General features: G+C 53.4%; 21 protein-coding genes. 19 read left to right on the forward strand and 2 right to left on the reverse strand.

Annotated features, from left to right (window positions below):
• The first annotated feature begins 59 nt into the window (after nt 1-59).
• From EDM54_RS23215 to EDM54_RS23300, 18 genes are all read left to right on the forward strand, one after another.
• Nucleotides 60-1,139, forward strand: a complete 1,080-nt coding sequence (locus EDM54_RS23215) for a FecCD family ABC transporter permease (RefSeq protein ID WP_171506873.1) — start codon at nt 60-62, stop codon at nt 1,137-1,139.
• Nucleotides 1,136-1,948, forward strand: coding sequence for a heme ABC transporter ATP-binding protein (locus tag EDM54_RS23220; RefSeq protein ID WP_024984579.1), 813 nt, complete (start codon nt 1,136-1,138; stop codon nt 1,946-1,948). The genes EDM54_RS23215 and EDM54_RS23220 overlap by 4 nt, the downstream gene beginning before the upstream one ends.
• The gene (locus EDM54_RS23225) at nt 1,945-2,994 is read left to right on the forward strand and encodes a methyltransferase domain-containing protein (RefSeq protein ID WP_122958860.1); all 1,050 of its coding nucleotides are present in this window, start codon (nt 1,945-1,947) and stop codon (nt 2,992-2,994) included. The genes EDM54_RS23220 and EDM54_RS23225 overlap by 4 nt, the downstream gene beginning before the upstream one ends.
• A 48-nt stretch (nt 2,995-3,042) precedes the next feature.
• Nucleotides 3,043-3,582, forward strand: a complete 540-nt coding sequence (locus EDM54_RS23230) for a sigma-70 family RNA polymerase sigma factor (RefSeq protein ID WP_003390690.1) — start codon at nt 3,043-3,045, stop codon at nt 3,580-3,582.
• Nucleotides 3,561-4,583, forward strand: a complete 1,023-nt coding sequence (locus EDM54_RS23235) for a hypothetical protein (RefSeq protein ID WP_122958861.1) — start codon at nt 3,561-3,563, stop codon at nt 4,581-4,583. The genes EDM54_RS23230 and EDM54_RS23235 overlap by 22 nt, the downstream gene beginning before the upstream one ends.
• A 193-nt stretch (nt 4,584-4,776) precedes the next feature.
• Nucleotides 4,777-6,594: a translation elongation factor 4 gene (gene lepA, locus EDM54_RS23240; RefSeq protein WP_003390686.1), complete on the forward strand. Its 1,818-nt coding sequence runs from the start codon at nt 4,777-4,779 to the stop codon at nt 6,592-6,594.
• 100 nt (nt 6,595-6,694) lie between these two features.
• Nucleotides 6,695-7,840 carry a radical SAM family heme chaperone HemW gene (gene hemW / locus EDM54_RS23245; protein WP_122958862.1) on the forward strand — a complete coding sequence of 382 codons (1,146 nt, stop codon included), beginning with the start codon at nt 6,695-6,697 and terminating at the stop codon, nt 7,838-7,840.
• A gap of 125 nt (nt 7,841-7,965) precedes the next feature.
• Nucleotides 7,966-8,994, forward strand: a complete 1,029-nt coding sequence (gene hrcA, locus EDM54_RS23250) for a heat-inducible transcriptional repressor HrcA (RefSeq protein WP_003390682.1) — start codon at nt 7,966-7,968, stop codon at nt 8,992-8,994.
• A gap of 56 nt (nt 8,995-9,050) precedes the next feature.
• Nucleotides 9,051-9,617: a nucleotide exchange factor GrpE gene (grpE, locus tag EDM54_RS23255; RefSeq protein WP_003390680.1), complete on the forward strand. Its 567-nt coding sequence runs from the start codon at nt 9,051-9,053 to the stop codon at nt 9,615-9,617.
• A gap of 75 nt (nt 9,618-9,692) precedes the next feature.
• Nucleotides 9,693-11,531: a molecular chaperone DnaK gene (gene dnaK / locus EDM54_RS23260; RefSeq protein ID WP_003390677.1), complete on the forward strand. Its 1,839-nt coding sequence runs from the start codon at nt 9,693-9,695 to the stop codon at nt 11,529-11,531.
• A 111-nt stretch (nt 11,532-11,642) separates the two neighbouring features.
• Nucleotides 11,643-12,779: a molecular chaperone DnaJ gene (gene dnaJ / locus EDM54_RS23265; RefSeq protein ID WP_003390675.1), complete on the forward strand. Its 1,137-nt coding sequence runs from the start codon at nt 11,643-11,645 to the stop codon at nt 12,777-12,779.
• A gap of 40 nt (nt 12,780-12,819) precedes the next feature.
• On the forward strand, nt 12,820-13,761 hold the full coding sequence (prmA, locus tag EDM54_RS23270; protein ID WP_003390673.1) for a 50S ribosomal protein L11 methyltransferase: 942 nt from the start codon (nt 12,820-12,822) through the stop codon (nt 13,759-13,761).
• An 18-nt stretch (nt 13,762-13,779) separates the two neighbouring features.
• Nucleotides 13,780-14,529 carry a 16S rRNA (uracil(1498)-N(3))-methyltransferase gene (locus tag EDM54_RS23275; RefSeq protein ID WP_122958863.1) on the forward strand — a complete coding sequence of 250 codons (750 nt, stop codon included), beginning with the start codon at nt 13,780-13,782 and terminating at the stop codon, nt 14,527-14,529.
• 43 nt (nt 14,530-14,572) lie between these two features.
• Entirely contained in the window at nt 14,573-15,931 is a 1,359-nt protein-coding gene (gene mtaB / locus EDM54_RS23280) for a tRNA (N(6)-L-threonylcarbamoyladenosine(37)-C(2))-methylthiotransferase MtaB (RefSeq protein WP_031932412.1), read from the forward strand.
• Entirely contained in the window at nt 15,928-16,356 is a 429-nt protein-coding gene (locus tag EDM54_RS23285; RefSeq protein ID WP_031932413.1) for an NUDIX hydrolase, read from the forward strand. Before mtaB ends, EDM54_RS23285 begins: the two co-directional genes overlap by 4 nt.
• Nucleotides 16,357-16,360: 4 nt before the next feature.
• Nucleotides 16,361-17,026: a deoxyribose-phosphate aldolase gene (gene deoC, locus EDM54_RS23290; protein WP_003390664.1), complete on the forward strand. Its 666-nt coding sequence runs from the start codon at nt 16,361-16,363 to the stop codon at nt 17,024-17,026.
• 198 nt (nt 17,027-17,224) lie between these two features.
• A complete protein-coding gene (locus EDM54_RS23295) occupies nt 17,225-17,626 on the forward strand; it encodes a CidA/LrgA family protein (RefSeq protein ID WP_003390663.1) in 402 nt (133 codons plus the stop codon).
• The gene (locus EDM54_RS23300; RefSeq protein ID WP_003390661.1) at nt 17,619-18,284 is read left to right on the forward strand and encodes an LrgB family protein; all 666 of its coding nucleotides are present in this window, start codon (nt 17,619-17,621) and stop codon (nt 18,282-18,284) included. The genes EDM54_RS23295 and EDM54_RS23300 overlap by 8 nt, the downstream gene beginning before the upstream one ends.
• A gap of 19 nt (nt 18,285-18,303) precedes the next feature.
• On the opposite strand, the gene EDM54_RS23305 is transcribed toward EDM54_RS23300, so the two are convergent.
• Nucleotides 18,304-19,242: a Na/Pi cotransporter family protein gene (locus tag EDM54_RS23305; protein WP_122958864.1), complete on the reverse strand. Its 939-nt coding sequence runs from the start codon at nt 19,240-19,242 to the stop codon at nt 18,304-18,306.
• Nucleotides 19,243-19,320: 78 nt separating this feature from the next.
• Between EDM54_RS23305 and EDM54_RS23310 the strand changes: the two genes are divergently transcribed.
• On the forward strand, nt 19,321-20,616 hold the full coding sequence (locus EDM54_RS23310; RefSeq protein ID WP_122958865.1) for a class I SAM-dependent rRNA methyltransferase: 1,296 nt from the start codon (nt 19,321-19,323) through the stop codon (nt 20,614-20,616).
• A 68-nt stretch (nt 20,617-20,684) separates the two neighbouring features.
• Here the strand turns inward: EDM54_RS23310 and EDM54_RS23315 are convergent, their stop codons facing one another.
• Nucleotides 20,685-20,879 (reverse strand): DUF4177 domain-containing protein, encoded by a 195-nt coding sequence (locus EDM54_RS23315; protein ID WP_003390655.1) that lies wholly within the window; start codon nt 20,877-20,879, stop codon nt 20,685-20,687.
• Between the last annotated feature and the right edge of the window lie 33 nt (nt 20,880-20,912).

Consider the following 20,912-nt stretch of genomic DNA (forward strand, 5'->3'; position numbering starts at 1 on the left):
TTGTGAAACGTACGATACTGGAGAGCTCGGCCGCCACGGATAGCCCCGGACGAAGGGTGATGAAAATCGCCAAGAGAGATATCAGGAGTTTCAGGGGCTGGTTTGCCTCAGTTCTGTTCGTGTTGATTCTGGTGTTGATCGCCAGTGCGACCCTGGCAGTCATGCTGGGCTCAGTGTCGATTCGGCCCGGCACGATCTGGAAAATTGCTTTTTCCCATATTCCGTTGATAGGAGAATGGATACAGGCGGATTGGTCAAAATCGGAAGAAACGATTATTTGGCAGATTCGCTTTCCGCGTGTCTTGCTTGCGGCAATCGTTGGCGCGGGCTTGTCAGTGGTCGGGGTGACCATACAGGCACTTGTAAGAAATTCGTTGGCGGATCCGTATTTGCTCGGGGTTTCCTCAGGTGCATCGGTAGGAGCGACACTGACAATTCTTTTCGGAGCATTCAGTCTATACGGACAGTATTCCCTGACCATTGGGGCTTTTACCGGATCGCTCCTGGCGATTGTCCTTGTTTTTGCGCTTTCGCGGCTTGGAGGGCAAAACTCGACCGTGCGCTTGTTGATGTCCGGCATTGCTGTTTCGGCTGTACTCTCGGCGATCACCAGCCTGATTATCTTTTCAGCTCCTAACGAGCATGGCATCCGTACAGTTTTGTTCTGGATGCAAGGTAGCCTCGCGGGAGCCAAATGGGAGTACCTGACCATTCCGGGCGTTGTGGTAGTGGCCGGGATGTTCGTGCTGATGACTTATTATCGCTCGCTCAATGCGATCATGATGGGAGAGGAAACCGCGAGGACGCTGGGAGTGAATACCGAACATTTCCGAAAAATGCTGCTCGTTATGACCGCGCTGCTCACAGGGGTCATCGTCTCGATCAGCGGGGCAATCGGCTTTGTCGGACTGATGATGCCGCATATTGTCCGCATCATTGTCGGCACCGATCACCGCCGCGTGCTTCCAGTCAGTGCGCTGCTGGGAGCAAGCTTTCTGATCTGGGCCGATGTCGTGGCCAGACTGGCATTCGCTCCTGAGGAATTGCCCATCGGTATCATTACATCGCTGTGCGGAGGGCCATTCTTTATTTGGCTCATGCTTCGAAGCTCGTATTCGTTTGGGGGTGGCGGAAGATGAATCTCATCGCCGAGCAAGTATCCGTCATGTTGGATGGAAAGGAAATCCTTGATCACGTCGACCTGCAGGCTAAGCCGGGAACATTCGTCGGCCTGATCGGTCCGAATGGAAGCGGAAAGTCGACTTTGCTAAAGAGCATTTACCGGGTCAGGAAGCCGGATGCGGGTCTTGTTACAGTAGATGGAGAAGACATCTATCAACTGTCGCCTCGGCAAACAGCGCAGCGAATGGCAGTTGTTCGTCAGGAAGGCACAGTTGAATTCGATTTCACCGTTAGAGAAATTGTTTTGATGGGCCGTTCTGCACATAAACGATTATTTCAGTCAGATACGGAAGAAGACTTTTCGCTCGTGGAAAGGGCGCTGGCTCGAACGGGTATGCAAGCCTTCGCAGAGCGCAGCTTTTTGTCCTTGTCCGGCGGCGAAAAACAGAGGGTATTAATCGCGCGGGCATTGGTGCAAGAGGCGAAGCTTCTTGTTTTGGACGAGCCGACGAACCATCTCGACATTCGCTACCAACTGCAAATTATGGACCTCCTGAAATCGCTCCGTCTGACCGTCCTCGCAGCGCTGCATGACCTGAATATTGCGGCGACATACTGCGACCGGATCTATGTGATCCAAGAAGGGCGGATTGCAGCCGCCGGCACACCGGAACAAGTGCTGAATCCCGAAATGCTCCGGGAAGTGTTCGGTGTCGAAACAGAAGTGTATGTTCATCCGAAGACAGGAAAGAAGCACATCGTATTTTTCTCCGGTATGGAAATGAGCGAGCAGCGGAAGGATGCGGAGGTGTCAACGGCCCTATGAGTGTTTATTCCTGCAAAGTATGCGGTTTTCGCTATGATGAGTGGCTCGGCGACAGTAAAAATGGCGTGCCGCCGGGGATTCCTTTTCAGCGTTTGACAGGCTCGGTTTGCTCTACCTGCGGCCTGTCGGGCGGAAGGCACGAGCGGCTCCCCAGTCCACCTTACAAAGGGCTGGAAGCAGCGTACTACGACCAGTTTGCGGGAAAGGCGGGCATACTTTTCTACCGCGGCTGGATACAAGCCTTCGACCGTCAGCCCGCAGTTCTGGAGCTGGGAGTAGGAACGGGAAGAATCGCCCTGGAATTGGCCAGGCAGGGTATTTCTGTCTGCGGGATCGATAACAGTCCCGACATGCTCGGGCTAGCGGAAAAGAAGAAGCGGCGGTTGGGGAAAGGCAGAGAACACCTGCTGGAGCTCATGGAACAAGAAGCGCTTCATTTGCAACTGGATCGCACCTTTACTCATGTGCTTTTGACCGAGGGGTTTCTCCAGCACTTTACGCTCCGCTCGGAACAAAGGCGGCTTCTACAGTTGATCAAGGAGCATCTAACCGAGGACGGTCTGGTAGCGATTGACCTCCTCTTGCCCCCTGCAGGTGAAAATTGGCAAACGGAACAGCGAAAATGGGTGTTTCCCGACAAGATGGTCTACCAACAGGTTCGGGGAGAAACGTCTTACGCACGCCAGCGATTCCGCTACTCTCTTGCCTATGCGACCTTTATCGACAGCGTGGAGCAGCCGCGCTACCGGGTGGACCGGGAAATGGCGCTGATGCTCCCGGGGGAGCTGGTCTTGCTGCTGGAGTCGGAGCAATTGGAGGTAACGGCGATGCACGAAAACTACATCATCGACTACCCGGCAGGCTATATCCATTCGGTTGAAGGTCTGTCTCTTGTCCATACTGTTCCATCATCGCCGGCGAGAGGCGACTATGATTTGGAAAAGTGGACGGAGGGCGGGTACCCATTTGCGGGCTTAAACGTGAGGACCAACGCGGATGTCTCGCGAATGACTCTGTTTGCTCGGAAAAAAACCTGTAACAAATAGCGGCTTCTTGCATCTAACAAGGTGAAACAGGAAGGAGGGCGCGTCTTCGTGGATAAGCTTCAGCAGACGCCAGAGGCTTCTTTGGATCGGCTCATGCAGGAATACGGGACGCGTGTCCTGCGACTGGTCACCTTGATGGTGAAGGACCGTGACCTGGCCGAAGACATTACGCAGGACGTATTTTTGAAGGTCTACCGCAACCTTTCCGGCTTTCGCGGAGAGAGCAGCATCCATACCTGGATCTACCGGATCGCCGTCAACGAATGCAAGGGCTATTTGCGGTCGTGGACGTTTCGAAATCTGTTTCCGCAAGCGTGGATACAAAAAAATGGCGAGGCGTCGACCGAAAATATCGTGCTGCAGCGAGCTGCCCGGGATGAGCTGGTCCGGCTTGTCTTGCTGCTTCCGCCACTCTATCGCCAGGCGGTAGCTCTCCACTATTATGGGGAAATGTCCATTGCGGAAGTGGCTGAGGTGCTAGGTGTGACCGAAGGGACTGTTCGGACGAGGCTTCATCGGGCGAGACAGCTGTTGAAAAAGGAAATGAATACCGGGGAGGGATGGGAATGGAACGAGACCAATGGCTGAAAGGATTGAAAGAGCGAGCCGATCGCAGCGTACTCCATGACGTCGTGTTCTCCCCGGAAATGGAAGAGAATATACGGCGAACGATCAAGCAGGAGGCAGGGCGAAAAAAAAGGACCTTTCCCCCGGGGCGATGGGGCCTTTGGGCCTCGGCAGCAGCCGCTGTCCTGCTGCTTGCTCTCGTAGGCACTGCGATAACCGGTGTAGGGCCGGGAGAACAAGCCCGGCAACCCGTTCAAGAGAAGCCTTGGCTACCCGCTACTATTGTGAATCCGCCCGATTTGTGGAAACCGTCGCCACGTTCAGATATACACAGCGAAAATCAGGTTTTCAGCTACCTCGGGGAGAAGCCTGTCCGCATCATGACAGATGAATTTGGGCTGTACGAGGATCAGGCACAGCGGATTTCATTTCTGTTGAACGGTTCATTTGGAAAAGAGGTGGAGCTGGTCGCCTACAGTACGGAGGGCAAGCGCATCAAGCTTGGTTCTTATGAAGTTCTGGGACCCCAGTATGATGCGGATGGCCATTTTTCGTCCAGCATTGCCCTTCCCGATCCGGGTGTCTGGAAGCTGCAGGTGCTCTCGGGCAGCGAGCATTTTGGGCAAGTGTTTGTTCAGGTCGAAAAAGGTGTCTCCCCCGAAAATCGGGAGTTTGTCACTCCGCTGATCACCGCGTATTTGCAAACGGCCCAGGGAAACCTGAGCTGGCTGGGAGCAGATCGCGATGTCCATATTGAACTGATCGGGGTAGAAACGCAAGCTCCGGAAAAGCGGCGTGTCTATGCTTGGGTAAGGATTGAAGGCAAGGCAGAGGAGGGGTCTCCGGGATTAAGCTGCCCGATGGTCCTGGACATCGCCTACGAACAGAAGAACGGCAAAGGCGGCGCCTACCGGGTAATCAGCCACAGTATGCCAGAGGACGGAAGCCGCTATCAACCAAGTCTAAAGAAGCTGTTTCCCGAGAAATATTTGCAGCGGTTAAGTGAAGGGAAGAAGCCTTAGCATTATACGCCGTACCTGCTTCAAATCCTGGTTCGGATCGGTCCTCGAAAAATCGTGGGAACCGCCTTATTCTCAATTGTTGCTCGCATAACCGCGCTTTGATATAATTGACGTTAGTGTATTTTTTCGGAACGCGGTCTGAAGGTGGACCAACAGGCGACGTTCAGATGGCGTGGGAGGGAACTGACAACACATGGATCGCCGTGAAAGACAAAAACGCATTCGCAATTTTTCCATTATCGCCCATATCGACCACGGGAAGTCAACCTTGGCTGACCGCATCCTGGAATTGACAGGAGCATTGTCAGAACGGGAGATGGAAGCGCAGTTTCTGGACTCGATGGATCTGGAAAGAGAGCGCGGCATTACGATCAAGCTGAATGCCGTGCAGTTAAAGTATAAAGCAGACGACGGGGAAGAGTATATTTTGCATTTGATCGACACCCCCGGACACGTCGACTTTACCTATGAAGTATCCCGCAGCCTTGCCGCTTGCGAAGGCGCCCTCTTGGTCGTCGACGCTGCCCAAGGCATCGAAGCGCAGACATTGGCCAACGTCTATCTGGCGCTGGACAACAATCTGGAGATTATTCCGGTAATCAACAAGATTGACCTGCCGAGCGCGGAACCAGAGCGGGTCAAACAGGAAGTAGAGGACGTCATTGGCCTGGATGCAAGCGAAGCCTGTCTGACTTCGGCAAAAGCAGGGATCGGGATCAAAGATGTGCTGGAGGCTGTCGTGCAAAAGGTGCCGGCTCCGGAAGGGGACCCCGACGCACCTCTGCAAGCTTTGATTTTTGACTCTTACTTTGATCCGTACCGCGGCGTAATCGCTTCCGTGAGGGTTGTAAACGGTACGCTGCGCAAAGGCATGAAAATCAAAATGATGGCGACAGGCAAAACCTTCGATGTAACCGAAGTGGGAGCATCGATGCCGCGTCAGACCCCGGTCGACGAACTGACTGTGGGTGATGTAGGGTATGTCGCCGCTTCGATCAAAACGGTAGGAGACACGAGGGTCGGTGATACGATTACCGACGCAGCTCGCCCGACGGCAGAACCGCTGCCAGGCTACCGGAAAATCAATCCAATGGTGTTCTGCGGTCTGTACCCGATCGACACCAGCGATTACAATGACTTGCGCGAGGCTTTGGAAAAGCTTCAGCTAAACGACGCGTCCCTGCAGTTCGAGCCGGAGACATCCCAGGCGCTTGGCTTCGGATTCCGTTGCGGATTCCTCGGTCTCTTGCATATGGAGATCATTCAGGAGCGGATTGAGCGGGAATTCAACATCGATCTGATCACGACCGCACCGAGCGTAATTTACCGGGTGACCATGACCAATGGCGAGGTCATCGAGATCGACAACCCGTCGAAAATGCCGGAAGTGCAGAAGATCGAAATGATCGAAGAGCCGTATGTGTCGGCTACCGTAATGGTGCCGAAGGATTACGTGGGCGATGTCATGCAGTTGTGCCAGGGCAAGCGCGGAGAATTTCTCGACATGCAGTACATGGGAGAAAATCGCGTGCAGCTGAAGTACGACATGCCGCTCTCGGAGATCGTGTACGACTTCTTTGATCTGCTGAAGTCAGGAACCAAAGGCTACGCCTCCTTTGACTATGAATTGGCAGGCTACAAGCCGTCCAAGCTTGTGAAAATGGACATTCTGTTGAACGGAGAAGTCGTGGATGCCCTGTCGTTTATCGTCCACCGCGACAGTGCCTACAACCGTGGCCGCATCATCTGCGAAAAGCTGAAGGAATTGATCCCGAGACAGCAATTCGAGGTGCCGATCCAGGCTGCGATCGGACACAAGGTTGTCGCGCGGGAGACGATCAGCGCCCTGCGCAAAAACGTCCTGGCCAAATGCTACGGCGGGGACATCAGCCGGAAGCGCAAACTCCTGGAAAAGCAAAAAGAAGGGAAAAAGCGCATGAAATCCGTCGGTTCCGTCGAGGTGCCGCAAGAAGCGTTCATGGCTGTTCTCCGGATGGACGACAAGAAATAGGCCGAAACAAACCGGTCTGCAGTTTGCAGATGTTGCAGAATACTAGACCTGACGGTGATGTCAGGTCTTTTGACTTTTCCAATAAAGGAGGGGAAGAATCTTGGCGCCCCAATCTGTTTATATCCACATTCCCTTTTGCACGAATAAATGCTATTACTGCGATTTCAACTCGTTTGTCACCAACAATCCGCAGCTGATTTGGGACTATCTGGACGCACTGGAAAAAGAGATGGAGCTGACCTTTGCCAAATGGCCGGTCCAACAAGTAAAAACGATTTTCGTCGGAGGCGGGACCCCGACGTTTCTCGATCAGGCGCAAATGCGCAGATTCCTCGAGATGGTTGAGAAGCATCTGGGACGGTATGCAGCGCCGGAACTGGAATTTTCGATGGAAGCAAATCCAGGGACGACGGACAAAGAGAAGCTGCGGTTGATGCGGGAGCTGGGAGTGAATCGGCTCAGCTTCGGGGTGCAATCGTTTGATGAAAGCCTGTTGAAGCGTTTGGGACGGATTCACGACGTGGGGCAGGTGTATCAGAGCATCGATAATGCCGTTGCGGCAGGGTTTGACAATTTGACGATTGATCTGATGTTCGGCTTGCCTGATCAAACAGAAGAGATATTCAGGGACACCCTGCAAAAAGCATTTCAATTGCCCACAACCCACTTCTCTGCATATAGTCTGAAAGTGGAGGAGAATACGCTCTTTCATACCTTGTACCAAAAGGATCAGCTGCCGCTTCCATCCGAAGAGACAGAGCTGAATATGTACCTGCTGCTGATCGAGGAAATGGAACGCCACGGCTATCATCAATACGAGATCAGCAACTTTGCCAGGCCAGGATTTGAAAGCAGGCACAACAAGACATACTGGCTTAATGAGGAGTATTACGGTTTGGGAGCGGGCGCGCACGGCTATGTCGATCATGAACGGCATGTCAATGCAGGGCCGCTGGCGATCTATTTGCAAATGTGCCGGGAAGGGTTGCCGCGTGTCGAACAGTTCGCGGTTTCGCCGAAAGAAGCGATGGAGGACCACATGATCATGGGGCTCAGGCTGCGCGAGGGCATCGATGCGGAACAGTTCAGCCGCCGTTTCGGAAAGACCATCATGGAAGAATACGGCCGTATCATAGAAGAAGAAGTAGCAAAAGGAATGCTCGAATGGAGTGACGGGCGGCTGCGCCTGACTCGCACGGCATTGCCGCTTGGGAATGAGGTATTCGCCCGCTTTTTGGGCGATTAGGCAGACAGGAAAAAGGGAAGTCGTTTCTGGGAAAACATTGACAAATTCCTCCCGTATTGATAACTTAATAAATAGATTTAGCACTCGATACATCTGAGTGCTAACAACAGGGAGGCGAAGGCAGCATGTTATCGGACCGCCAACGATTGATTCTCAATGCGATTGTCGATAATTACATTCATTCGGCCGAACCTGTAGGCTCCCGAACCATTTCCAAAAAAGATGGCATCGGCTTTAGTTCGGCGACGATTCGCAACGAAATGGCCGACTTGGAAGAGCTGGGGTATCTGGAACAGCCGCATACCTCGGCGGGAAGGGTGCCCTCCACCAAAGGGTATCGCTTTTACGTAGACAACCTGATCCAGCCGCATTTATTGAACGACCTGGAATTGGGAAAGCTGAAGCAGCTGTTTGCCGAGCGTATTCATCACTTTGAACAGGTGATCGAATACACCGCTCAAATTCTTTCTCATGTGACCAACTACACGGCTATCGTGCTCGGTCCGGAGATCTTTGAGCATCGGCTGAAACATATTCAAATCGTTCCCTTGAACGAAGAACAGGCAGTAGCCATCGTGGTGACCAATACTGGTCGTGTGGAAAACAAGCTGATCGATCTGCCAAAGGGCGTCCGGCCGCAGGAGATTGAAAAGCTGGTCAACATCTTGAACACCAAGCTGTCTGATGTTCCGCTGTGGCAGCTGCGGCAGCGCCTTTATCAGGAAATAGCAGGCGAGATGAGACGTCACGTAGAGCAGTACGAAGAGATGCTGCATATCCTGGAAGACTCTTTGACCCGGGAAGAAAAAGAACGCGTCTATTTGCGCGGAGCGACCAAGATCATGAACCAGCCGGAGTTTCGCGATGTCGATAAGGTGAAGGATATTCTTGAGCTTCTGGAGCGAAATGACCAGCTGATTCATTTGTTCGGAGCGCCCGCGGAAGGGCTGACTGTCCGGATCGGGCAGGAAAATCAGTTGGATGCCATCAAGCAGTGCAGCATCATTACGACATCCTATTCTTTGGGCGGAAAGCCTGTGGGGATGGTTGGAATACTTGGGCCTACCCGAATGGAATACAGCAAAGTCATCACCGTGTTGAATTACCTGGCGGAAGGTCTCTCGCAAATGCTGACATCAGAATTTGAGAAATAGGAATATGGGAACGTCTCGGCCGTAGTGCCTCGGCGGTCACAGGAGGTATTTGAATCTTGAACGATGAAAAAATGACCCAGGATGTTTCACCAGACAACGCAGCAGAAGAGACGACTGACAAAGCGGAGCAAACCGTCGATCCTGCTTCCGAGCAAGCGGAACAGATCGATTGGCAGCAGGAAGCGGAGCGCTGGAGAGCGCAGGCAGAAGAGAACAACAACCGCCTGTTGAGAGCGATGGCAGACATGGAAAACATGCGGCGCCGCCTGAGAAAAGAACAAGAGGATCTGGCGAAGTACGCCTCGCAAAAAGTGGTGGAGGAGCTGCTGCCTGTACTGGACAACTTTGAAAGGGCGCTTTCTGCCGACAAAGAGGCGATGACTGTCGAATCGCTTTTGACTGGTGTCGATATGGTGTACCGCCAGATGGTTCAAGTATTTGAAAAGGAAGGACTTGCACCCATTCCGGCGAAGGGACAGCCTTTTGATCCCCATGTTCACCAGGCGGTCATGCAAACGGAGGATCCTGAGTACGGATCCGGCGTGGTTGTTGAAGAGCTGCAAAAAGGCTATCAATTCAAGGACCGTGTCATTCGACCTGCCATGGTGAAAGTGAACGCCTAGCCGATTTTCTTTTTTTAGCGTCATACAGCAAGCATGAATAACTAGTGAGTGAAGTCGTGAGGAGGATTTTACAGTATGAGTCGTGTAATCGGTATTGACTTGGGAACAACAAACTCTTGCGTAGCAGTTATGGAGGGCGGCGAGCCTGTCGTTATCCCCAATCCCGAAGGCAACCGTACCACACCTTCCGTAGTTGCTTTCAAAAATGGCGAGCGTATCGTAGGTGAAGCGGCGAAACGCCAGGCGATCACCAATCCAGACAACACCGTCATGTCAGTCAAGCGTTACATGGGGACAAACCACAAGGTGACACTGGAAGGAAAAGAGTATACGCCGCAGGAAGTATCGGCGATGATTTTGCAAAAGCTGAAAGCCGACGCGGAAGCGTACCTCGGTGAAACGGTCACCAAGGCAGTTATTACGGTTCCAGCCTACTTCAACGACAGCCAGCGCCAAGCGACCAAGGACGCCGGCAAAATCGCCGGTTTGGAAGTTCTGCGGATCGTGAACGAGCCGACTGCGGCTGCACTGGCATACGGAATGGAAAAGACGGAAGACCAGACTGTCCTCGTATACGACCTGGGCGGCGGTACGTTTGACGTTTCGATTCTTGAGCTTTCAGAGGGCTTCTTCGAAGTAAAAGCAACTTCCGGCGACAACAAGCTCGGTGGTGACGATTTTGACCAGGTGATTATCGATTACCTCGTGAGCGAGTTCAAGAAGGAGCACGGTATCGATCTGTCCAAAGACCGCATGGCTCTGCAACGTCTGAAGGATGCTGCGGAAAAAGCGAAAAAGGACCTCTCCGGCGTTTTGACGACCACGATCTCTCTGCCGTTCATCACAGCAGACGCAACTGGTCCGAAACACTTGGAACTCAACCTGACCCGTGCGAAATTCGAAGAGCTTTCCGCTCACCTCGTGGAACGCACGATGGGCCCAACCCGTCAGGCGCTGCAGGATGCGGGTCTTTCCGCAAACGAAATTGACCGCGTTATCCTCGTAGGGGGCTCTACCCGGATTCCGGCCGTACAGGAAGCGATCAAGAAGTTTACCGGCAAAGAACCGCACAAAGGTGTCAACCCGGATGAAGTCGTCGCACTGGGTGCTGCCGTGCAAGCGGGCGTTCTGACCGGTGACGTGACAGACGTTGTTCTGCTTGACGTAACCCCGCTGTCTCTCGGTATTGAAACGCTGGGCGGCGTATTTACGAAGCTGATTGAGCGCAATACGACGATTCCGACCAGCAAATCGCAGGTGTTCTCTACGGCTGCCGACAACCAGACATCCGTGGAAATCCACGTGCTGCAAGGGGAGCGCCAAATGGCGGCAGACAACAAAACACTCGGCCGCTTCACGCTCTCCGATATCCCGCCGGCTCCTCGCGGCATCCCGCAAATCGAAGTATCCTTCGATATCGACGCCAACGGCATCGTAAACGTTCGCGCGAAGGATATGGGTACCGGCAAAGAGCAGCGCATTACGATCACCTCCAACTCCGGTCTGTCCGATGAAGAGATTGAACGCATGGTAAAAGAGGCCGAATTGAACGCCGAGGCCGACAAACAGCGCAAAGAAGCGGTAGAAGTCCGCAATGAAGCCGACCAGCTCGTGTTCACTACCGAGAAAACCTTGAAGGAAGTAGAAGGCAAGGTAGATCAGGCTGAAATCGATAAAGCGAATGAAGCCAAGGATAAGGTGAAAAAGGCACTCGAAGGTGGAAACCTGGACGAGATCAAGACAGCCAAGGACGAACTGTCCCAGATCATTCAGCAAATCTCCGTGAAACTGTATGAGCAGGCTGCACAAGCAGCTCAGGCCGCACAGGGAGCCAGTGCCCAGGATGCATCCGGCGATGCGAAAAAAGAGAATGTCGTAGACGCTGACTACGAGGTTGTCGACGACAAGAAGTAAGCGAATGATAGCGAGAAAAGAAGTCAAAGTCACGGAACGCTGACTTTGACTTTTTTTCGAGTCTGTCACATGCTATGATAACAGTTGACTGTCATGGGAGTGATTCAGGAGATGAAACGGGATTATTACGAGGTACTGGGAGTCTCCAAGGATGCGGATACCGAGGAAATCAAGAAGGCGTACCGCAAACTGGCTCGCAAGTACCACCCCGATGTGAATAAAGAGGCGGATGCCGAAGCGAAGTTCAAGGAAGTAAAGGAAGCGTACGACGTTCTGTCCGATTCGCAAGCTCGCGCCCAGTATGACCGCTTTGGCCACCAGGACCCGAATCAGGGCTTCGGCGGCGGTGGATTTGGCGGCTTCGACGCGAACAATATGGGCGGCTTTGGCGACATCTTCGACATGTTCTTTGGCGGCGGCAGACGTGCCAATCCAAATGCTCCGCGCAAAGGCTCGGACCTGCAGTTTGGGCTGTCCATCGATTTTACGGAGGCCGTTTTCGGAAAAGAGACAGATGTTGAGATTCCGAAAGAAGCCGAGTGCGATACTTGTCACGGCTCCGGAGCCAAACCGGGTTCCGGCGTTGAAACCTGCCATACGTGCAAGGGGACGGGTCAGCAGGAAGTGGCCGCGAATACGCCGTTTGGACGGATCGTCAACCGGCGCGTTTGTCCGACCTGCGAGGGCAAAGGGAAGGTCGTCAAAGAGAAATGCACCTCCTGCAAAGGCGCAGGTCGGGTCAAGATTCGCCGCAAAATTCACCTCAACATACCGGCCGGTGTGGATGACGGTGCCCAGCTTCGCGTTTCCGGCGAGGGAGAGCCGGGCTTCAACGGGGGGCCTCCGGGAGACTTGTACGTCGTCTTACGGGTAAAAGCGCACGAGTTTTTTGAACGTGAAGGGAACGATATTTACTGCGAGGTGCCGATTACCTTTGCCCAAGCGGCACTGGGAGACGAGATCGAGGTACCGACTGTTGACGGTCGTGTCAAGCTGAAGATCCCGGCTGGTACACAATCGGAGACCTTTTTCCGCCTGCGCGGGAAGGGTGTGCCGTTCTTGCGCGGAAACGGCCGCGGGGATCAGCATGTAAAGGCGCGCGTCGTCACGCCAAAAAAGCTGACAGACAGGCAAAAAGAACTGCTCCGGGAGTTTGCGGAGCTGTCGGGCGAGTCGCCTGGACATCCGGCATCGGAAGACAACGAGAGCTTTTTTGAAAGAATGAAACGCGCATTTCGCGGAGAGTAGTTTTGCCCAAGGAAAAGAGTAAATGGGGAGTTGGTAGTTCATGAAATGGTCTGAAGTTAGTATCCATACTACAGCGGAGGCAGTAGATGCAGTGTCCAATCTTCTATACGAGATGGGAGCCAACGGGGTTGTGATCGAAGACCCGGAGGTGCTGCATCGCGATTGGGATACCCCATTTGGTGAGATCTACCAGCTATCCCCGGATGATTTTCCGGCCGAGGGCGTATTCGTCAAAGCGTATCTGGCGGCAGACAGCAGTACGCTCGGAGATATGCTGAGCGAGTTGAAACAGCAGCTGGACGAGTTGACAGGTTATGGCTTGGATATCGGAAAGGGCACGATTGCCGTAAACGATGTTCACGAAGACGAGTGGGCCCACGCCTGGAAAAAGTACTATAAGCCGGTGCATGTTTCCGATCGCATGACGATCAAGCCGGTTTGGGAAGAGTATCAGCAAAAGAGTCCGGATGAAGTCATCATCGAGATGGACCCGGGAATGGCTTTTGGAACGGGTACACACCCTACCACCATTCTTTGCCTGCGGGCCTTGGAAAAATATCTGCAGCCGGGGGACCGCGTATTTGACGTCGGGACCGGTACGGCTATTCTCAGCATCGCAGCGGTCAAATTGGGTGCTGAGCACGTTTTGGCTATGGACTTGGATGAGGTGGCTGTCCGTTCCGCACAGGCCAATACGGAGCTGAACGGAGTCGATGAGAAAATTACGGTCAGACAGAACAACCTGCTGGAAGGCGTCGATGGACCGGTAGACCTCGTCGTCGCCAACATTTTGGCTGAGATCATCGTTCGTTTTACAGATGACGTCTACCGCGTACTCAAGCCGGAGGGAACGTTCATTGCCTCAGGCATCATCGAAGCCAAAGCGCAAGAAGTGAAAAACGCGATGGCTGCATCCGGTTTGGAGATCGTGGAAACCATTTTCATTGATGATTGGGTAGCCATTACAGCAAAAAAAAGATAAAATAGTGAGGTTAGCGGGATGCAAAGATATTTTGTCGAGCCGCACCTGTTCTCCGAACGAGAGGTCACCATTACAGGCGATGACGTTCATCATATCGTAAATGTGATGCGGGCAAAAAGCGGCGAGGAGATCATCGTCAGCGATGGAGCAGGACGTTCCGCGATTGTTCGCATCGATTCCTTGTCCGGCAAGGAAGTAGTGGCAACTGTTGTGGAGCTGCTTCGCGAACAGCGGGAGCTCCCGGTGCAGATCACGATTGGACAGGGTTTGCCAAAAGGTGAAAAGATGGAGTGGGTCCTGCAAAAGGGAACGGAATTGGGAGCGTTCGCTTTTTTTCCTTTTTCCTCCGAGCGGACCATCGTCAAGCTGGACGCCAAGAAAGAGGCGAAGAAGCTGGACCGCTGGCGCAAGATTGTCAAGGAAGCGGCGGAACAGTCGCATCGCAGTATCTTGCCGGAGCTGCTGGCACCAGTCACGTTCAGACAGATCGTGGAGGAATCATCGCGCTACACCCGTGCGGTGATTGCATACGAAAAAGAAGGCGGTACAACACTGCATGAGGTTTTGCCGGCACTGATGCCGGGCGACTCGCTGCTGGTCCTGATCGGACCGGAGGGAGGTTTTGCCCCGGAGGAAGTAGCAGCGGCTGAAGCTGCCGGAATCCGGTCCATTTCCCTTGGTCCCCGTATCTTGCGGACGGAAACAGCTTGCCAATACGTGCTGGCGGCGGCATCTTATCAGTTTGAGCGTACCCTGGGCCAATCATAAAAAATTTCAATCGTTTATGGATAGAGTGAAAGGAGGAGGCGCAATGTCTACGGTTGCTTTCCACACATTGGGTTGTAAAGTGAACAGCTACGAGACGGAAGCGATCTGGCAGCTGTTTAAAAACAGTGGCTACGAGCGGGTTGATTTTGAACAGGATGAGGCAGACGTTTACGTTATCAATACATGTACAGTTACCAACACCGGAGACAAGAAGAGCCGTCAGGTCATTCGCCGTGCGATCCGCCGCAATCCTGACGCCATTGTCGCTGTTACCGGTTGCTATGCGCAAACCTCCCCGAGCGAAATCGCTCAAATTCCGGGAGTAGACATCATTGTCGGAACTCAGGGGCGCGAGAAGCTGATCGAGTATGTGGATCAGATCCGTTCTGAGCGCAAGCCGATCAACGCAGTAGCAAACATCATGAAAGCGCGCGAATTCGAGGAGTTGGACGTACCCAACTTTACCGACCGCACGCGGGCTTCGCTGAAAATTCAGGAGGGCTGCAACAACTTTTGCACCTTCTGCATTATTCCATGGGCGCGGGGCCTGATGCGTTCCCGCAAACCGGAAAGTGTCCTTGAGCAAGCGAGACAGCTGGTTGCGGCGGGGTACCTGGAGATCGTTTTGACCGGTATCCACACAGGCGGCTACGGGGAAGATCTGGAAGATTACAACCTGGCCAAGCTGCTTGTCGACCTGCATCAGGTAGAAGGCTTGAAGCGCATCCGCATCAGTTCGATTGAAGCGAGCCAAATCACGGATGAAGTGATCGACGTAATCAATCATTCAGACCGCGTCGTGCGCCATCTGCACGTACCGCTTCAGGCCGGCGACGATGACGTGTTGAAACGGATGCGCCGGAAATACACCACGGCAGAGTTTTATGAAAAAATGGTCAAGGTTCGCGAGGCGCTGCCTGGCGTTGCTTTGACAACAGACGTGATTGTCGGCTTCCCAGGCGAGACGGACGAGCAATTCCGCAATGGATACGAGTTCATTCAAAAGATCGGCTTTGCCGAGCTGCATGTGTTCCCGTACTCGATGCGGACAGGCACTCCAGCGGCACGGATGACCGATCAAATTCCGGAAGAAATCAAGCACGAGCGCGTAACCCAGCTTCTGGGGCTGAACCGAGAGCTGACGCTTCAATACGCCCAGCAATTTGTCGGAGAGGTCCTGGAGGTTATTCCTGAGCGTCCTTACAAAGAAGCGCCCGAAAGCGGCCTCTTGATGGGGTATTCGGACAATTATCTCAATCTCGTTTTCCCTGGCGATGAATCCATGATCGGCAAGATTTGCAAGGTACGGCTGGATGAAGCAGGCTCTGAATACTGCAAAGGCACGTTTGTCCGCGTTCTGGACACACCGATCCCGATGCAGTTGAAGGAACACGTGGGATGAAGGAAATCTCTGCTGGCGGCGTCGTCTACCAAGCAACAGACAGCAACCTGCTGATCATGCTGATAGAAGATCGCTACGGAAAAGTTACACTCGCCAAAGGGAAGCAGGAACTAGGGGAAACGATTGAGGAAACAGCTCTCCGCGAGGTACTGGAGGAGACTGGGGTGAGAGGGCGTCTGGGAGAAAAGCTGGACACCATCTATTACGACTACCATCATCCTGTCACGGGAGAACTGGTCAATAAAGAGGTCCACTATTATCTGGTAGAAGCGTATTCTACCGAGATCGTTGTTCAGGAGGAAGAGATCAACGCTGTCCATTGGCATTCTCCGGATGAGGCGTGGGCGCTGCAGCAAAAGCGCGGGTACCGGAACAACGATAATGTGCTTCGCCTAGCTTTGCACCATTTCGGGATTGAGGTGTAAGAATATGAAATTGAACAAGTATATCGACCATACCCTGTTAAAGCCTGATGCGACCGCTGCGATGATTGACAAGCTGTGCGCGGAAGCAAGAGAACATGATTTTGCCTCGGTTTGCGTAAATCCTTACTGGGTCAAACGCTCTGCCGAACTGCTGGCGGGAACGGATGTAAAGGTGTGCACGGTCATCGGATTCCCTCTCGGGGCAAACTCGACGGCAGCCAAGGCAGCGGAAACCCGCGATGCGATTGCGAACGGTGCGACGGAAGTTGACATGGTCCTGAATATCGGTGCACTCAAATCAGGTGATCTTGAGGCCGTCAAGCAGGATGTAGCCGCCGTGAAGGAGGCTTGTGGCGATGTACTCCTGAAAGTGATCCTGGAAACGGGGCTTTTGACCGAGGAAGAAAAAGTAACGGCTTGCAAACTGTGCGTCGAAGCAGGAGCAGATTACGTAAAGACTTCTACCGGTTTTGGTCCGGGCGGCGCGACTGTCGAAGATATCGCACTTATGCGGAAAACGGTCGGGCCCGAAGTAGGTGTAAAAGCTTCCGGCGGTGTCCGTGATCGTGCTGCAGCACTTGCCATGATCGAAGCAGGAGCCACTCGCATCGGCGCCAGCTCCGGTATCGCGATTGTAAACGGTGGGGAAGCAGCGGGAAGCGGCTACTAAACAACGGAAAGCCTGACCGTTTGATGGTCAGGCTTTTTTATTCTTTTACGAGGCTGCTGCAGTCTGTTTTCTGTTATACTTTTGCAACAGATGTCACCATCTAACGGAATTTCAGCCCGGCAAGGCGTGTTTGCCCTAAGCCGGGCACAGTTGTTTGTCATAGGGAGATCAGATAAGGAGAGAGGAGAGCGAGTTTTCGTGAAGACCATCAAAGGCATCATTTTGCTGCTCGCCTTTTATGGGATCGGAACGATGGCGAGCCAGTGGCTTCACATTCCACTGCCGGGAAACCTTCTGGGAATGCTCCTGCTGACGCTTGCCCTGATCACCGGGGTTGTCAAGCTGGATTGGGTAGAAGAAGCAAGTCATTTGCTGATTCGCCATATGATGCTGTTTTTTGTGCCGATTCTGGTAGGAGTCGCATCCTATTTACAGACAGTAGCGCAAAATCCGCTGCCGCTGATTTTGGCGATGGTGCTGGGGCCCGCTTTTGTCATGATTGTATCCGGGAAGGTGATCCAATGGTATCTGGATCGGAAACGGGAAAAGACGGCTGCTCCGACCCCGGCAGAAGCAGAGAGGAGGTCGCTGGATGCTTAGTCCATTGCTTGCGATAATCGTAACGCTGGCGGCCTATAAGATGGCGATGTATGCCGCTGCGCGTTTTCCTATTATCCAGCCCGTTTTGGTGGCATCGGTTTGCGCCTGGTTTATCTGGTGGGTCATCAATGGCGACTGGGATGCTTATCGGCTGGGGGGAGACTGGATTTCCTTCTGGGTAGGCCCGGCCACAGTGGCGCTGGCTGTTCCCCTGGCCAAACAGATACGCGAATTTGCCCACATCTGGCGGGGCGTGCTGCTTGGCGTCGGGGCTGGCTGCGCAGTCGCGATACTCACTGTCTTTGGATTGGGCTTGTTGTTTGGAACGGATGATGTGCTGACAAAAAGCATGCTGACCAAATCGGTCACGACACCGATCGCGGTTGAGCTGAGCAAAAACATCGGCGGAGTCCCCGCATTGGCCGCATTCTTTACAGCGCTGACCGGGATTGTCGGCATCGCTTTTGCCCGTCCGCTGCTTGCGCTAGTCGGGGTAAAAGATGACTGGGCGATCGGTATTGCCGTCGGAACGAGCGCACATGCGATCGGAACGGCAAGTCTGAACCGCGTTTCCCAAGTCCAGACCGCTGCCTCCAGTGTAGCGATGATTATGGCCGGAGTTGTCACCGCCATTTATTTAATTCCTTTCTCACTCTGATTTTACGCCAGAAACGCGTTTACGTCCTTTTTTTGTCAGGGACCATCCACCTGACGAACGCAGCAATTTGACGAGTAAAGGGCAGGGCAGCCAGCGAGCAGATGACATTGAAGATCGTCTGCGAATGAGCGATCTGCATCGAGGGACTGTCCGTTAAAAATGCGCTGACCAGGGCAAGCTGAGAAAGAAACGGCAAAAACAGGAGAGCACCGGCACCGTTGAACAAGGTATGGCACCACGCCACCTGTCTGGACGCAGCATTCGTTCCAAAGCTCGCGATCACGGCGGTAAAGCACGTGCCGATGTTGGCCCCAAGCACAATCGCCAAGGCCGTCTCCATCGAGAGAATGTGATGGGACATCAGCCCCATTGTAATTGCGGTGGTAGCCGAGCTGCTGTGGATCAACGCCGTAAAAATCGTACCCGTGAGTAAACCGAGCCAGATGGAATGGCTGCTTTCCAGAAACAAGGCGCGAAACGTATCGGACTGTTGGAGCGGTCCGGCCATGACCTGCATCGTGTCAATGCCGAGAAAGATCAAGCCAAAGCCCGCTACGACCAGCCCGATACAGCGCGGCAGCCGGCGCGGCAGAAGCCACATGGCGACGCCTACCAGCAGCATCGGCACGGCAAAAGACTCGAGGCGAAGGGCAATCAATTCAGTCGTTACGGTCGTTCCAACGTTTGTTCCGAGAATGATTCCCACCGTCTGGGCGAAGCCGATCATGCCTGCGTGCGTAAGTCCGATGGTCAAGACCGTTACCGCGCTGGAGCTCTGCAGGACAAAGGTGGAGAGCAGCCCCACCCAAAAGCTGTGCACAGGAGTACGGGTAAAACGGGCTAGCCAATCAGCCATGCGTTTGCCGGCCAGATTCTGAAAGCCGGTTCGCATGGCGTACATACCCAATAGAAAAAAGCTCAGTCCAAACGTAAAGGGAGCGAGGACAGCACCGATCACAAGCGATCCTCCTTACCTGTCGGGTTATATATTACGCTATGCCTGTACCGAGACGAGCATGACAAGGAGGATCACCAAGTGGCACAAGTGAAGCTTCATCAACACAGGAAAAAACGGCTGGAAACGGGACATCCGTGGATTTTTCAGTCAGAGGTAATGGAAATTGCAGGAGAGGTCGAACCGGGGGATATAGTAGAAGTGACGAACCACAAAGGTCACTTTTTGGCAAAAGGATATATCAACCCCTCCTCGCAAATGATCGTGCGCATTCTCAGCTACGACCCGCAGGAAACGATCGACTATTCTTTTTTCCTGCGCCGGATCAGACAAGCTGCCGAGTTTCGTACCCGATTTGTGGATAATCCGCGGGCCTGCCGGGTGATTTATGGAGAAGCAGACTTTTTGCCAGGATTGATCGTCGATCGCTACGAAGACATTTTGGTCGTCCAAATTCTTTCGCTCGGGATGGAAATGCGCCGGGAATGGATTCGGGATGCATTGGTTGAGGTATTTGCGCCGACGGGCATCTATTTGCGAAATGACGTGCCTGTCCGTGAGCTGGAGGGCCTGACCCAAAGCAAAGAAGTGATGTATGGCAAATGTCCGCGGGAAGTGACGATCGAAGAGAATGGATTAAAGTATGTAGTCGATATCGTAGAGGGACAAAAAACCGGATTTTTCTACGACCAACGGGAAAATCGTGCGGCAATCGCTCCTCTGATGAAAGGCTGGGGAGAGGCTCACGGAATTACGATGCATGAAGTGGACGTAGATGGGGAAAAGATGCTTATCCCTGTAGACCGCAGGGGGAAAATCGTCAAAAATCCGTTTTGGGATGGAGCGGAAGTGCTGGAGTGCTTTACCCATACCGGTTCCTTTACGTTGAACGCCTGCAAGCACGGTGCGAAAAAAGTGACGGCCCTCGATATTTCCGAACTTGCGATTGAGACAGCCAGACGGAATGTCGCATTGAACGGTTTCCTGCATCGTGTCGATTTTGTCACAGCCAATGCCTTCGACTATTTGCGGGAGAGCGTAGAGGCCAAGCGTTCATGGGACGTCGTAATTTTGGACCCGCCAGCGTTTGCGAAGTCACGGGGAGCGGTTAAGGGTGCCTGCCGCGGGTACAAAGACATCAATCTGCATGGGATGAAGCTGGTGAGGCCGGGAGGGTTTCTGGTGACCGCATCGTGCTCCTATCACATGTCTCCCGAGCTCTTTTTGGAAACGATTCAAGAAGCGGCGGTGGATGCGAAGAAAATTTTGCGGCTGATCGAATGGCGGGGAGCGGGAAAAGACCATCCGCAAATCAGCGGCGCAGAAGAAGCCCATTACTTGAAATTCGCCATTTTTGAAGTGCGCGATCGAAAATAGCCATGCGGTAGGCAACAAAAAAGAGCGGGAGCGTATGTCCCGCTCTTTTTAGCGTTAAAAGCGGAACCTCAAGACGAGGAAGCTTGCTTTTCAAAGATAAGTTCAAAGTACATGGCGGCACCCTCGCCGCCTGTTGCCGGAGCGAAAATCTGTACTAATCTCCAGCCCTGTCTGGCGTGCTCGGCTACAATCGCCTGATAATCCTGCTTGGGACGGCGGCGGAAAGGGGACAACTCGACGCGGACGAACTTGTATTCAAACATGGCACGACCTCCCTGCGGCTATTTCTCTATCAA

It is taken from the genome of Brevibacillus borstelensis (assembly GCF_003710865.1).
GTDB classification, from domain to species: domain Bacteria; phylum Bacillota; class Bacilli; order Brevibacillales; family Brevibacillaceae; genus Brevibacillus; species Brevibacillus borstelensis.

Coding starts and splice junctions, on each gene's coding strand:
- EDM54_RS23315 (WP_003390655.1), bottom strand. CDS start 20,879: ATGTTTGAATACAAGTTCGTCCGCGTCGAGTTGTCCCCTTTCCGCCGC.
- dnaJ (WP_003390675.1), top strand. CDS start 11,643: ATGAAACGGGATTATTACGAGGTACTGGGAGTCTCCAAGGATGCGGAT.
- EDM54_RS23220 (WP_024984579.1), top strand. CDS start 1,136: ATGAATCTCATCGCCGAGCAAGTATCCGTCATGTTGGATGGAAAGGAA.
- EDM54_RS23285 (WP_031932413.1), top strand. CDS start 15,928: ATGAAGGAAATCTCTGCTGGCGGCGTCGTCTACCAAGCAACAGACAGC.
- EDM54_RS23215 (WP_171506873.1), top strand. CDS start 60: ATGAAAATCGCCAAGAGAGATATCAGGAGTTTCAGGGGCTGGTTTGCC.
- deoC (WP_003390664.1), top strand. CDS start 16,361: ATGAAATTGAACAAGTATATCGACCATACCCTGTTAAAGCCTGATGCG.
- lepA (WP_003390686.1), top strand. CDS start 4,777: ATGGATCGCCGTGAAAGACAAAAACGCATTCGCAATTTTTCCATTATC.
- dnaK (WP_003390677.1), top strand. CDS start 9,693: ATGAGTCGTGTAATCGGTATTGACTTGGGAACAACAAACTCTTGCGTA.
- EDM54_RS23275 (WP_122958863.1), top strand. CDS start 13,780: ATGCAAAGATATTTTGTCGAGCCGCACCTGTTCTCCGAACGAGAGGTC.
- EDM54_RS23225 (WP_122958860.1), top strand. CDS start 1,945: ATGAGTGTTTATTCCTGCAAAGTATGCGGTTTTCGCTATGATGAGTGG.
- mtaB (WP_031932412.1), top strand. CDS start 14,573: ATGTCTACGGTTGCTTTCCACACATTGGGTTGTAAAGTGAACAGCTAC.
- EDM54_RS23235 (WP_122958861.1), top strand. CDS start 3,561: ATGGAACGAGACCAATGGCTGAAAGGATTGAAAGAGCGAGCCGATCGC.
- prmA (WP_003390673.1), top strand. CDS start 12,820: ATGAAATGGTCTGAAGTTAGTATCCATACTACAGCGGAGGCAGTAGAT.
- EDM54_RS23300 (WP_003390661.1), top strand. CDS start 17,619: ATGCTTAGTCCATTGCTTGCGATAATCGTAACGCTGGCGGCCTATAAG.
- hrcA (WP_003390682.1), top strand. CDS start 7,966: ATGTTATCGGACCGCCAACGATTGATTCTCAATGCGATTGTCGATAAT.